Source organism: Pricia mediterranea, from assembly GCF_032248455.1.
GTDB lineage: Bacteria > Bacteroidota > Bacteroidia > Flavobacteriales > Flavobacteriaceae > Pricia > Pricia mediterranea.
In genome coordinates this window covers 3699172-3712308 of sequence record NZ_JAVTTP010000001.1, presented here as the reverse complement: position 1 = coordinate 3712308, position 13137 = coordinate 3699172, and the positions used below count along the sequence as shown (strand labels likewise).

Annotated in this window: 13 protein-coding genes; 8 read left to right on the top strand and 5 right to left on the bottom strand. The window is 45.6% G+C overall.

All coding sequences use genetic code 11. The annotated features are described in order from the left end of the window. Positions 1-289: 289 nt before the first annotated feature. From RQM65_RS15405 to RQM65_RS15395, 3 genes are all read left to right on the top strand, one after another. Complete coding sequence (locus tag RQM65_RS15405) at positions 290-3568, top strand: efflux RND transporter permease subunit (RefSeq protein ID WP_314016309.1); 3279 nt, start codon at positions 290-292, stop codon at positions 3566-3568. A gap of 88 nt (positions 3569-3656) precedes the next feature. Beyond that, complete coding sequence (locus RQM65_RS15400; RefSeq protein ID WP_314016308.1) at positions 3657-3962, top strand: hypothetical protein; 306 nt, start codon at positions 3657-3659, stop codon at positions 3960-3962. 19 nt (positions 3963-3981) lie between these two features. Further along, entirely contained in the window at positions 3982-4188 is a 207-nt protein-coding gene (locus tag RQM65_RS15395; RefSeq protein WP_314016307.1) for a YgaP family membrane protein, read from the top strand. Positions 4189-4291: 103 nt separating this feature from the next. On the opposite strand, the gene RQM65_RS15390 is transcribed toward RQM65_RS15395, so the two are convergent. Continuing rightward, entirely contained in the window at positions 4292-4591 is a 300-nt protein-coding gene (locus RQM65_RS15390) for an HPF/RaiA family ribosome-associated protein (RefSeq protein WP_314016306.1), read from the bottom strand. Between the two features lie 173 nt (positions 4592-4764). On the opposite strand from RQM65_RS15390, the gene RQM65_RS15385 reads away from it, so the two are divergent. Genes RQM65_RS15385 through RQM65_RS15375 form a run of 3 tightly spaced genes read left to right on the top strand, consistent with a single transcriptional unit; the run spans position 4765 to position 7791 of the window. Further along, a complete protein-coding gene (locus RQM65_RS15385; RefSeq protein WP_314016305.1) occupies positions 4765-5847 on the top strand; it encodes an efflux RND transporter periplasmic adaptor subunit in 1083 nt (360 codons plus the stop codon). Further along, positions 5844-7106 carry an ABC transporter permease gene (locus RQM65_RS15380; RefSeq protein ID WP_314016304.1) on the top strand — a complete coding sequence of 421 codons (1263 nt, stop codon included), beginning with the start codon at positions 5844-5846 and terminating at the stop codon, positions 7104-7106. The genes RQM65_RS15385 and RQM65_RS15380 overlap by 4 nt, the downstream gene beginning before the upstream one ends. 10 nt (positions 7107-7116) lie before the next feature. Further along, positions 7117-7791, top strand: a complete 675-nt coding sequence (locus tag RQM65_RS15375; RefSeq protein WP_314016303.1) for an ABC transporter ATP-binding protein — start codon at positions 7117-7119, stop codon at positions 7789-7791. Between the two features lie 409 nt (positions 7792-8200). On the opposite strand, the gene RQM65_RS15370 is transcribed toward RQM65_RS15375, so the two are convergent. Next, the gene (locus RQM65_RS15370; RefSeq protein ID WP_314016302.1) at positions 8201-9043 is read right to left on the bottom strand and encodes an ATP cone domain-containing protein; all 843 of its coding nucleotides are present in this window, start codon (positions 9041-9043) and stop codon (positions 8201-8203) included. A 149-nt stretch (positions 9044-9192) separates the two neighbouring features. Here RQM65_RS15370 and RQM65_RS15365 point away from each other — a divergent pair, with 149 nt between their 5' ends. After that, a complete protein-coding gene (locus RQM65_RS15365) occupies positions 9193-9474 on the top strand; it encodes a hypothetical protein (protein ID WP_314016301.1) in 282 nt (93 codons plus the stop codon). Here the strand turns inward: RQM65_RS15365 and RQM65_RS15360 are convergent. After that, entirely contained in the window at positions 9442-10815 is a 1374-nt protein-coding gene (locus RQM65_RS15360; protein WP_314016300.1) for an MBL fold metallo-hydrolase RNA specificity domain-containing protein, read from the bottom strand. The genes RQM65_RS15365 and RQM65_RS15360 overlap by 33 nt on opposite strands. Positions 10816-10972: 157 nt before the next feature. Continuing rightward, a complete protein-coding gene (locus RQM65_RS15355; protein ID WP_314016299.1) occupies positions 10973-11473 on the bottom strand; it encodes a hypothetical protein in 501 nt (166 codons plus the stop codon). Positions 11474-11662: 189 nt separating this feature from the next. Here RQM65_RS15355 and RQM65_RS15350 point away from each other — a divergent pair, with 189 nt between their 5' ends. After that, positions 11663-12439 (top strand): patatin-like phospholipase family protein, encoded by a 777-nt coding sequence (locus RQM65_RS15350; RefSeq protein ID WP_314016298.1) that lies wholly within the window; start codon positions 11663-11665, stop codon positions 12437-12439. Positions 12440-12584: 145 nt separating this feature from the next. Here the strand turns inward: RQM65_RS15350 and RQM65_RS15345 are convergent, their stop codons facing one another. Then, the gene (locus tag RQM65_RS15345; RefSeq protein WP_314016297.1) at positions 12585-12971 is read right to left on the bottom strand and encodes a DUF302 domain-containing protein; all 387 of its coding nucleotides are present in this window, start codon (positions 12969-12971) and stop codon (positions 12585-12587) included. Between the last annotated feature and the right edge of the window lie 166 nt (positions 12972-13137).

Genomic DNA, 13137 nt, shown 5'->3' with positions numbered 1-13137 from the left:
ACGGTTAACGGTTAAAGAAAAAAAATACGGGTATGGTTTTAAATATAATTCCAAAGTTGAGCCAAAAACGAAGGATTGCGTTTAGAATTGCAGCGGTTACCTCGCAAGGCTTTTGAGCTATTTTCAGCGCAAAAGTACGAGGAATCAACTACCTCGTGGCATCCCCTAGAGTCATTCGTATGGCAAAAAACACTAGCGTTTCGAGGCAAGCCTCGGAGCATTCAAATCTCGATCATCGAGTAAAAGCGGAAAGCCCGCCCGAACGTCCAAAGTAAAACAACGATTAAAAATGAAAGAAGGTCTAGCAGGTAAGATTGCCAAAATGTTTATAGGCAGTAAGTTGACGGTGCTGTTGATGATCGTATTTATGGTCATTGGGGTGTACAGCTCGTTTTTGATCCCGCGGGAGGAAGAGCCGCAGATCGACGTGCCGATGGCGGATATATTTGTGGGTTACCCCGGGGCAAGTCCGACCGAGGTGGAGAGTCGCGTGACCAAGCCCTTGGAAAAACTGATCTCGAACATTAAGGGAGTAGAATATGTGTATTCGACCTCGATGAAGGAGCAGGGCATGGTAATCGTGCAATTTTATGTTGGTGAAGATATCGAACGCTCGTTCGTGAAACTGTACAACGAGATCAACAAGCATATGGACGAAATGCCGCAGGGCGTAACATTCCCGCTCATAAAGACCCGTGCCATCGACGATGTACCGATGTTAGGTCTTACACTTTGGAGCGAAAACTATGATGACTACCGCTTGAAACAGATCGCCCAGGAGTTGACCGACGAAATCGAAAAAGTAAGCGACGTTTCCGCCACGCAAAAGATCGGCGGACGCGATCGCCAGTTACGTGTGGTGTTGGACAAAGATAAAATGGCTGCGAGCGGACTTGATTTTCTGTCCGTCGCCGAGATGATCAAGGCGAACGACCAACAACTGGGCAGCGGCACTTTCGACAGGAACGATACCGAATTCATGGTCACTACTGGGAAATTCCTGGAAACGGCTTCCGACGTGGAGAATTTGGTGGTGGGGATACAACAAGACCGTCCTATTTATCTAATACAGGTCGCTACCGTTAAGGACGGACCCGAAATTCCAAAAGACTACGTGTACCACGGTTTTGGACAGGCTAGCGAAAAGGCCTCAGATTTTGAGTCTGAATATCCGGCCGTAACCATTGCCATTGCCAAGCGAAAGGGCGCGGATGCTATGAAAGTTTCCGATATGATCATTGATAAGGTAGACCATTTGAAAAAGACCTTGATCCCCGATGACGTATACGTGGAAGTGTCAAGAAACTATGGGGAAACGGCCTCCCAAAAAGTCTCCGAACTGCTGATGCACCTGATCGGGGCCATCATCGCCGTTACCCTTGTAGTTATGCTGGCCATGGGCTGGCGGGGGGGATTGGTGGTGTTCCTGTCCGTTCCGATTACCTTCGCCCTGACCTTGCTCAGTTATTACATGCTCGATTATACGCTAAACAGAATCACGCTTTTCGCCTTGGTCTTCGTTACGGGAATCGTCGTGGACGACTCCATCATCATCGCCGAAAACATGCACCGGCATTTCAAGATGAAGCGCCTGCCGTTCAAGCAAGCGGCCCTGTACGCTATCAACGAGGTAGGCAACCCCACGATCTTGGCCACCTTCACGGTAATCGCATCGGTCTTGCCGATGGCCTTTGTATCGGGATTGATGGGCCCGTACATGTCGCCCATGCCCATTGGTGCATCGATCGCGATGGTATTGTCGCTCTTTGTCGCCTTGACCATCACCCCGTATTTAGGTTATATCTTTCTTCGTGAAAAGGAGAAGCCCGCCCGTACGACAGATGGGAAGGAAGAAGAAAAGCCTGAAAAGCGCTTGGAAGATACCTTGATCTATCGCTGGTATGCAAAATTGGAAGCCCCCCTGATCGAGAATAAAAAATACCGCTGGATATTTTTGTGCATTACATTTTTGTTGCTCATGGGATCCGTAGGGATGTTCTTTACGAAATCGGTTGCCGTAAAAATGCTGCCGTTCGACAACAAGAACGAATTCCAGGTGGTCATTGATATGCCCGAAGGTACCACCCTGGAGCGCACCGGGGCCGTAACCAAAGAAGTCTCCCAATACCTGCGTACCCGTCCCGAAGTGGTCAACTACCAAAGTTATGTAGGAACCTCGGCCCCGATCACCTTCAACGGATTGGTGCGCCATTACGACCTCCGAGGCGGCAGCAATATGGCCGATATTCAGGTCAATCTTGTAGACAAGGGCGAACGCAGTGCCCAAAGCCACGGTATTGCCAGCTCGATGCGATCCGAAATACAGCGAATAGGGGCAGCGTACAACGCGAATATAAAACTCGTCGAAGTGCCCCCCGGTCCCCCGGTGCTCTCTACCATCGTAGGCGAGATCTATGGACCCGACTACGATACGCAGATCGATATTGCGGACCAGGTCCGAAATATTCTCAAGAACACCGATGATGTGGTCGATGTCGATTGGATGGTAGAGGCCGACCAGACCGAATATCAATTTGTCATCGACAGGGAAAAGGCGATGTTGTACGGCGTGGTGCCCCGACAGATCGCCCATACCATGAACATGGCACTATCGGAACGGGCGGTGACCAATCTCTACGATGAGGACTCCGCAGACCAAATAGGGTTGTTCTTGACCTTGGACGAAAAAGAAAAATCGACCGTTAACGATATCGCCCAATTGAAGGTGAAATCGAATCAAAATACAATGGTTACTATCGGCGATCTGGTTGACATTCAAGAAACCACAAGTGCCAAGAGCATTTATAGGAAGAACCAAAAACGGGTCGTTTATGTATTGGCAGATATGGCGGGAGCTTTAGAAAGTCCCGTTTACGCCATTTTGGGGATGACCGACAAATTAAAGGAAATCAACCTTCCCGAAGGTTATTCCATCGATGAGCTCTACATCAAACAACCTGATTTCGAAGATGATTACACAGTTAAATGGGACGGCGAATGGCAAATTACCCTAGAAGTCTTCCGCGATCTAGGGATTGCCTTTCTAGGCGTTATCGTCATCATCTATATTTTGATCGTAGGATGGTTCCAGAACTTTAAGGCACCGATCGTGATGATGGTCGCCATTCCGCTTTCGTTGGTGGGCATTGTTCTAGGCCACTGGCTGTTGGGTGCATTTTTTACGGCAACCTCCTTTATCGGAATGATTGCCCTGGCGGGCATTATGGTGAGGAATTCGGTTTTGCTCATCGATTTTGTGAACCTGCGCTTGGCAGAGGGCATCCCGATCAAGCAAGCGGTCATCGAAGCCGGTGCGGTACGGACCACCCCTATTTTATTGACTGCGGGAACGGTGGTAATCGGCGCGTTCGTCATCCTGTTCGATCCAATTTTTCAAGGTCTGGCGATTTCGCTGATGGGCGGTACGATCGTATCGACGGTATTGACTTTATTGGTGGTACCGTTGGTGTACTATATGATCGAAGAGAAAAAATATCCAGAGGTGGCCGCCGAGGGCAAAGAGATCCCCCCTGCCCCAAATGGCAAAACCAAACCGATAAAGCAATAGCGAACTAAAGTGAATATTCAACAAACTCCTGTCGAAGCCTTTACCGAGAGCTTTCGAGATACGGGGATAACAGCAAAACAAATTAGTCATGAAACTACTGATAGTAACCGTTGTAGAAGAATTCGAAGAAAAAATCGTAGAACTCTTCAAAGAAGCGAAAATCGAGAGTTTTAGTGGCTCGGACATCGATGGGTATAAGAACCCCACAACCATGGTGCGCACATCGAGCTGGTTTCCGAGTCAGAAAAGTGTAGTGGAATCGAACCTGTTCTTTTCATTTTCCGAAGCGGATAATATCGATATACTTTTCGGTTTGATCAAGCAATTCAATAAAAATTTGGAAACCAATAATCCGATTAAAGCGGTTGTGGTTCCCATTGAAAAATTCATATAAATCATAAAAGAGATATACCATGATAAACAGATATATCCGTGCCATAGCCGGCACCTTTATTATCATTAGCGTTTTATTGGCCATGTACGTGAACGTAAACTGGCTTTGGTTTACACTTTTTGTGGGCGCCAATCTCTTGCAATCGTCTTTTACCCAATGGTGTTTGATGGAGAAATTTCTATACAAATTGGGGGTAAGGAAAGATGGGGATAGCTGTACGGTGTAGCAAATATAAAATTCCAAACAGGCCTTTCATACCGTATTTTTGGTAGAAGTAACCGGGTCATGCGCCATCGAAAACGATTATGGTCACTTTGGGCGAATTTCTTTCAACGCTTTTGCATCATCGTTTTCTTTTTACGCAATTGCCCTTCAAGTTCCTTTACCGTTTCCGCCAACGATTTTTCAAAATCATCGGAACTTGACTTGGCAAACAAACGGGGGCCCGGTGCGCTGAGTTCTATCTCGCAAATCTTACCGTTTCCCGCAGGTACGTTCTCCAGCTTAAAATGGACTTGGGCCCGAATCAGCCAGTCGTATTTTTGGGCAAGCTTGTTCAGCTTTTTCGTTGCCAAGGCATCCAAACTTTCGCTCGTCGGTATCCGTACGTATTGAATTTCTATCGTCATCGTTACATTATTAAAAGTTTACCATCTCAAAGCTAAGACACAGATACGGGAATTTTTATGACGAATGTCATTGTTGCACAAACACCTATTTTGGAGTTTTGGAAAGTGGTAACCCCAAGAGACTGATTTTTGATTATTTTATGGGGAATTCAGCCAAGCAAAAATTGTATCCTTTGAAAATAAACGTCCTATTAATTAGTGTACTGTGGTCACTTTCCTGTGGGGGCGAGAGTGAAAAAATTCTTCCCAAGAAAACGGCGATGACCGAATCGGTCTATGCTTCGGTAACCATACAGCCCGATAGTCTATACCGAGTATACGCGGCCGTAGCAGGAATTTTGGAGCACAATTTCGTAGCGGAGGGCGATGCGGTTCAAAAGGGGACTCCCCTACTCCAAATCATCAATAGTACGCCCAGACTAAATACCGAAAATGCGAAATTGACCCTACACTTGGCGCGTGAAAATTACAGCGGAAGCTCGGCGGTCTTAAAAGGATTGGAAGATGAGATACAGGCGGCGGCCCTGAGGTTCCGCAACGACTCTCTCAATTATTTTCGACAGAAAAATCTGTGGGAACAGCAAATCGGCTCGAAAGTGGAATTCGACAACCGCAAGCTGGCCTACGAACTTTCCCGCAATAACCTGAGCTTGCTGAAAAGCCGCTATGAACGCACTCAGATCGAATTGCGCACACAGGTGCAACAGGCCTCCAACAATTTAAGGACTTTCCAGATCGCAACCGAAGATTTTACCGTTACCAGCAAAATCAACGGCAAGGTCTATGCACTCTTCAGGGAACCAGGGGAAATCGTTACTACCATGGAGCCGCTGGGCTCCGTGGGGAGTGCGAACGATTTTATCGTAGAAATGCTCGTCGATGAAGTCGATATCGTAAAATTAAGTGTAGACCAAAAGGTGCTGGTAACTCTGGACGCGTATCAAAATCAGGTATTCGAGGCGAAGGTCAGTAAGATCTATCCTAGAAAAGATGAACGGTCACAGACTTTCAAAGTGGAGGCACTCTTTGAAAATCCCCCTGAAACCTTATATCCCGGTCTTGCCGGGGAAGGCAATATAATCATTGCCCGGAAAGAAAATGTACTGACCATTCCCAAGGCATATTTGATACAGGGAAATCAAGTACACACCGAAGACGGCCCCATAGAGATCAAGATCGGACTCCAAAATCTGGACCGAGTTGAGGTTCTGGAAGGTATCGATGCCAATACCCAGATACTAAAACCGGAGAAATGATCAATTGGAAGGTCATACTCAACATTGCCAAGACCCATCTGCTGACCAAGATGAAAAGTACGGTTACGGCTGCGCTGGGGGTAACCTTCGGCATCGGTGCCTATATTACTATGGCCGGGTTTATGACAGGACTGAACGATCTGCTCGACGGACTGACGCTAAACCGAACGCCCCATATCCATTTGTACAATGAAATCGCACCTTCAGAGAAGCAACCTGTTTCGCTGCACGCCGATTTTGAAAACGCATTTAATGTGGTGCACTCCATAAAACCGAAGCAAAGTCAGAAAAAAATCCATAATGCGCTACCAATCTTGAACTACCTTAAAAAAAACGAGGCGATCAAAGGGGCTACACCGCAAGTACAGGCTCAGATATTTTATATCTCGGGGTCTATAGAATTGGGAGGCAATCTGATCGGGGTCGATATTATGGAGGAGGTTCGGCTCTCGAACATTAGGGACTACATTGTCAATGGTTCCCCCGAGGCCCTGAAAAATAACGATAACGGTATTCTGTTGGGCGCAGGCCTGGCTGAAAAGATGTCCCTAAGCGTTGGCGAACGTGTCCAAGTCAGCACCGTGGAGGGAGCCATTTTTCCTTTGAAGATCGTGGGCATCTATCAAAGTGGACTAGCCGAAATCGATAATATACAAAGCTATGTGAACCTAAAGACCGCCCAGCGTATTCTAGGAGAGGCCGAAAACTTCATTACGGATATCAACATGAAACTTTTTGATATCGGGGCGGCACCCGCAATGGCAAAACGGCTGCAGAGACAATTCGAGGTCAAAGCCATCGATATCAACGAGGCCAACGCCCAATTTGAAACGGGATCTAACATCCGGAACCTGATTACCTACGCCGTTTCCATAACCTTGCTGATTGTGGCCGGTTTTGGGATCTATAATATCCTGAACATGCTTATTTATGAGAAAATGAAGGATATCGCCATTTTGAAGGCTACCGGGTTTTCAGGACGCGACGTACAATTAATTTTCATTAGTCAAGCCATGATTATCGGTCTTCTGGGCGGTCTTTTAGGCCTGTTGGTAGGTTTCGGACTTTCCGTTTTGATCGACAACGCCCCTTTCGAGACCGAGGCCTTGCCGACCATCAAGACCTACCCCATCAATTATAGTCCCTCTTATTACGCCATCGGAATCATCTTTGCCTTGATATCAACTTTTGTCGCGGGGTATCTGCCTGCTAACAAGGCAAAGAAAATAGATCCGGTACGTATCATTCGTGGAACGTGACAACGACAGTATGAAACTTGTTCTTCAAGCAAAAAATATTAACAAACATTTTTACAAGCCCAAGAAGTTTCATGTACTGAAGGATATTTCATTTGGGATCAAGGAGGGGGAATTTGCTTCGGTCATGGGGAAGTCCGGCTGCGGAAAATCTACTTTACTCTATATTCTTTCCACGATGGATACCGCCTATGGGGGCGAACTCTACCTGAACGACCGATTGGTTACCGGAAAGTCCCATGAAGAACTCTCGCGCATTCGCAATAAGCATATTGGGTTCGTATTTCAGTTCCATTATCTTTTGACGGAATTCAGCGTTATCGAAAACGTGATGTTGCCCGCGAAAAAACTGGCCGAAAAATCACTTGGTGAAATCGAACATGATGCACATGAAAAATTAAAAATGCTGCATATCGAGCATTTGGCCGAACAGCGCGCTTCCCGTATTTCGGGCGGTGAAAAGCAACGCGTCGCTATAGCCCGTGCCTTGATCAACAACCCGACAATCTTAATGGGCGATGAGCCCACGGGCAATCTCGACAGCCATAACTCTGAAAACGTCTTCACTATTTTCAAACGCCTAACGGAAGAAGAGGGACTTTCTCTTTTGGTGGTGACCCATGATGTCGATTTTGCCGAACGCACCGATCGTATTATCGAAATGGAAGATGGGCGGATAATTAGTTAAGATCGGACTCCAAGGTTTTTGAAGTATACCCAAAAAAATGGAGTTAAGACCTTTGCTGTTTTTGATCAATCCCCTTCCTATCGGAAATTATGACAGCATTTTCATATGAGTCCACAATTCGTAGGGCCAGTTTCTTGATACAAGTGTCGCTTACATAATTGTGCGAAATTAATACGTCTATTCGCCATCGGAAATCGCGCTTGCCCGGTTAAAGGACATGATTTACTGAAGCTCCTTCATTGACGCCGATAGTAAAAGAGCCCTGTGATTCATCGATTGATAGTATAACGGGATATAACATTGGAAAACCGTTGGTTCAGTTCCAGTTCCCTTGTCACAAGAGTAAGAACCTACTGAAACTAAACCTGACAACACGTTTTTCTTTTGGCGTTACAAGAACTTGGTAGCCTTATGATCTGCAAAGTACCTCTACTTCCTTTACTATTTTTTCCTTTCTAATGGCGGAAATTCCCAAATGATCCAGAAAAAACCGGTCTTTGAGCAGCTGTCGGCACAATACTACGTCCCTGCTCAAAAGAAATTGTTTTTCACGTTCCGTCAATAACTGCGATACGGTTATGGGGTAAAGGCCTAAGCGGTCAATACGGTCTTTCAGTCCGTTTTTTTCCGGATAATCCCAACTCAAGAGATGTAATCCGACACATTTTCCGTACGCGAGAGCATCTTTGGTAAAACGAGTATTGGTGACCACCCCTCCCCCAACCCTATTCTTCGAGGTATCGCTTCGTTTTTCCCATTGCTGTTTGACATCCTCATAGCGGGAATTTATATACAAGGGCACTTTAACGTTGCAATTTCGGCCTTCATCGCCGTGGAATTTACATTCGATTATCCGTACATTACCGTTTTTCTCTGCAAAGACATCGATTTCATGGGATACACAGATTCCCGACATAATCTTACCGACTTCGGTCTGGTATCCCGAATATTCCAATATGGCCGCTACGAAATTTTCGAAGGGAAACCCCGTTGGCCCCAATTCGTAAATGGCCTTCTTCAGTTTGTATTTAGAAGCGAAAACGGATTTCTTCTTTTTTAAAAGTACAAAGGCCCGGTTATAAATCTCCTTGGTTGAAATGCCCTGATAAAGTTCGTCACGTACGGTATCAACGATTTGCTGTACCAGCTTATCGTCGGCTCCGCTATGCTTTAGGGAACTACGGAGTTTTTCCATTGAGAATTTTACTTTTTCTCCGGATGTCTTTATGATCTCTACGGTCGTTTCTTCCATTTCGTGGGGATTAAGAGCAATCGTTCCGCGCAATGATGGATATATGGGAGAGGCATCCTAATTGTTTGACCAAGTATTCGCTTGTGCATAGCAGATTGCTTTAAATTGAAATCGAAGTATGAAGGTAGCCACCTATGCCGGTAAAAAACATGACCAAGGTCAGTCGGACCTCGGAAGATTTCCCTGGTTTCCGAGTCCATTTTAAGGCGGTTGACCTGAATAAGGTCTTTCTTAGGGATTGGCGGTTGGTGGGCGGTCAGGAAATTCCACTATCGAAAGAAGCCGAATCTTTTGGAAGGGGAAGTTCTATCGCACAGATCGTTTCCAGCGGGCCCGATGATTATTTTCCGGCCATAGAGCAAGTGTATTTTTCGATAATCACATCTGCGTATTTAATTTTACGATATCGGGACTTCAATGGTTTCGTATAACTTGGGAATATGTGCATTCCAGCCCAAAACATTCTTGATTTTGACCCGAAAAGCATCCAAGGCCAAGGGTTCGCCATGTATTAAAAAAACTTTTTCAGGATAGTTCCTGATTTCTTCCAACCAGTGCAATAATTCAAATTGGTCGGCATGGGCCGAAAGACTTTCCAAATGTTCGATTTTCGCCTTAACGGGAATATACTTTCCTCGGATTTTGATTTCGTGTGCACCTTCCAACAGCTGCCTTCCCCTGGTTCCTTCCGCTTGAAATCCGACAAGAAGAACCGTAGTGGAGGGGTCATCGATCATCTGTTTCAAATAGGTCAACACCCGACCGCCGGTTACCATACCGCTTCCGGCAATAACTACTTTGGGCCGCTGATCGTCGATTGTTTTCCATGTATCTTTATAGGAACTGATGATATTGAAATGCCCGCACATAGCGCGGTACTCCGCTACCGGCAATTTGTGCCAATCGGGATGGTTCCGGAAAACGTCCAATACGTTATTTCCCATCGGGCTGTCAACAAATAAGGGGATATTCGGGATTCGATTCTTTTTGTACAGCTTCCAGAGGATGTACATCAACGACTGTAAACGTTCGACGGCAAAAGAGGGGATGATCAGGTTTCCTCTTTTCTGAATTGTTGTTTTGATCAGATTTATCAATAGTCGATCTACATCCTCATTTGGATGCAGTTTGTTGCCGTATGTACTCTCTAAAAACAGATAATCGGCCCATCTCGGCCGTTCTGGAGGCCATAGCAACAAGTCTTCCGTTCTGCCCACATCCCCTGAAAAAATAAACTGTTTTCCGAAAATGTCCAGTTCGATAAAAGTAGCACCGATAATATGCCCGTTATAGCGAAACCGGACTGTAATATCTTCGGATAGCGGAATCCAAATGTCTTTTTCTTTAGACACAAAAAGGGCGATCGCCTTTTCGGCCTCCGCCATCGAATAAAAGGGCAATGCCGGTCTGTGCTGGCTATACCCCTCCGCATTGGCTCGTTCGGCCTCTTCTTCATGTATTTTCGCACTGTCCCTTAAAATAATCGATGCAATGGACAGCGTCGGGGCAGTGGCGATGACCTGCCCTCGAAACCCTTCTTTGACCAGTCGGGGCAGATAGCCGGTATGGTCTAGGTGTCCATGGGTTAGGAGCACAACGTCCAATTTTGAAGCGTCTATCGGCAGCGGTTGCCAATTTGCTTCCCGAAGTTCCTTTAGACCTTGAAACATACCGCAATCTACCATGATGTTCAGCTCGTTAGTTTCCAGATAGAATTTAGAGCCGGTCACCGTACCGGCGGCTCCGAGGAAATGAATCTTTACATTGTTCATCTTGGCATTTTTGACAATAGGTTCCAATTTTTTGTCATTAACCTGCTATACTTCTGGCTTACGCTGTAACTATATCCCTTCCGAATCCATACATCTTAATTTGGGTAGCGCATCGGGATAGTTGTTTTGGACAAAATCAATCAAGGCTTCCCTGAGCTTACAGCGTAGCCCCAAGCGTGGGTGGCATTTCGAACGCCAACATCGAGGCCACGGCAATGGTAATGATGGCAATAAGGCCCATACTTTTTAAAAAACGGAGCTGGGTCAGGGCCTGCCGTTCACTGGCTTTGTGGTATCCGCCTTCCTCCAATACGAATTTTTGCCGAATCACCTCGGCTACCGCATATAACAGAGCTACAAAGACCCATGCGAGATAGATGATAATGCATCCCTCTAGTACCTTTTCCCAAAGCGTATCCAATTCAATATAGGATACAACCGGCCGCAGGAACAACAGGGGCATAAAAAAATACAGTGGTCTCTGAAAACGTTGTTGTAGTTGTGTTTTTAAAACAGAAGGCCGATTCTTATGGGAAAGCCTCAAAAGGGCAGCACTGGCCCAACCGACGAAAAGTCCGAATACGATGGCCATTAAAGGTGCCACAGCGTAAGCCAGCCACGATCCGTTATCGAACAGGAGTCGAGAAAATTCGTCCATTTGCATTTTTTGTAAAGCTAAGGTCGTCGTGGCTGTCGTAACATGATTTTGGTCATGTTCAGATTTGAGATTCCCGTTATTCCATGCTCCCCGATACGCTACGTTTACCATCGGATACAAGAATCGTGGACGGCAAAAGGTGTAACAAATGACCGACATCAGTTCAGCAAATTCGTGAAACACTTAACTTTGAAGAAATTTAAAGGTATGAAAACAGGCCTGATACTTTCTGGCGGAGGAGTGCGCGGTGTGGCCCATATCGGGGCAATTAAAGCATTGGAAGAACATGACATTCATATTACGCATGTTGCTGGTACAAGCGCAGGGGCCATTGTGGGGGCACTCTACGCCAGTGGGCACCCTTGGGAAGCCATATTGGAGTTCTTCAAGACCACCCAGCTCTTCCGTTTCGGTAATTATGCGTTGAACAAACCCGGTTTCGTAGACCCGGAAAAATTCTATGATCGTTTTTTGAACTATTTTTCAGAAGATGATTTTGAAAGTTTAAAAAAACCTTTATACATCACGGCGACCAACATTTTAGATGGTACACTGAAAGTTTTCCATCATGGAGAGCTGGTTCGGCCGATTTTGGCCTCCGCTTCTTTTCCAGGCGTCTTCGCACCAATAAAAATAGACGATGGTTACTATGTAGATGGGGGCGTACTCAATAATTTTCCGTCCGATCTTCTCAAAAAACAATGTAATCGATTGTTCGGAGTTTATGTAAACCCTTTTGAAAAAGTAAAGGTCGAGGAACTCAAACACTCCTATACCATCTTAGAGCGGGTATTAAAAATTCTGATGGCCAAAGAATCATTAGGGAAGTTTGCGGATTGCGATTTGGTCATTTGCCCTGAAGACCTCACGAACTACAGTACGTTCTCCTTAAAGGATATGGATTCGATATTTGAGGTGGGCTATAAGGCTACGAACGAAGCCATAGAAAAGATGACAGCCTCTTGATAGGAACCCTCCTTTAGAACTGTTTTAAAAAAATGTACCAAGTTTAAGATTAACAAAGAAATAACTTGGAACGAAGGAAAACAATCCGTTCATGAGAATTGAAAACAACTGACAGCCCAATGTGTTAAAGAGAACTAAAGACAAACTATAGTACGTCTATGACATTCTTTAGCTTTTGGGTAACATCGGCAGCCAGTTGCTCTAGTTTTGGGTTTTCAATAGCCATCATGGAGGCCTTTGGGTTTACCGCTGCCACCTCGATTTTGCCGTCTTCTTTTTCCTGCACGATAACATTGCACGGCAACATGGTACCTACTTTATCCTCGGTCATTAGGGCATTATGGGCATATCCGGGATTGCAAGCCCCAAGAATGGTGTACTTTCGGAAATCCACGTCCAGTTTATTTTCCAAGGTATTCTTGATGTCTATTTCGGTCAACACGCCGAAGCCTTCTTTTTCGAGTTCGTCCTTTACCCTTAAAATGATCTCCTCAAAGGTTCCTCCGACTGTTGTACTAATATGATATTCCATAAGATATATATTTAAACTGTTTTTATGTTGAGAACTGCCGACTGCAGTACCTTCTTTGTCTTTAGTGGGCCTCTCTTTTTATCGTTTGGTCTCACAAAGCGATACGCTTTTACCGAGACCTATAGTGACCTAGATCAGACCGTGGCATACTAACCCAGTTCAAGGT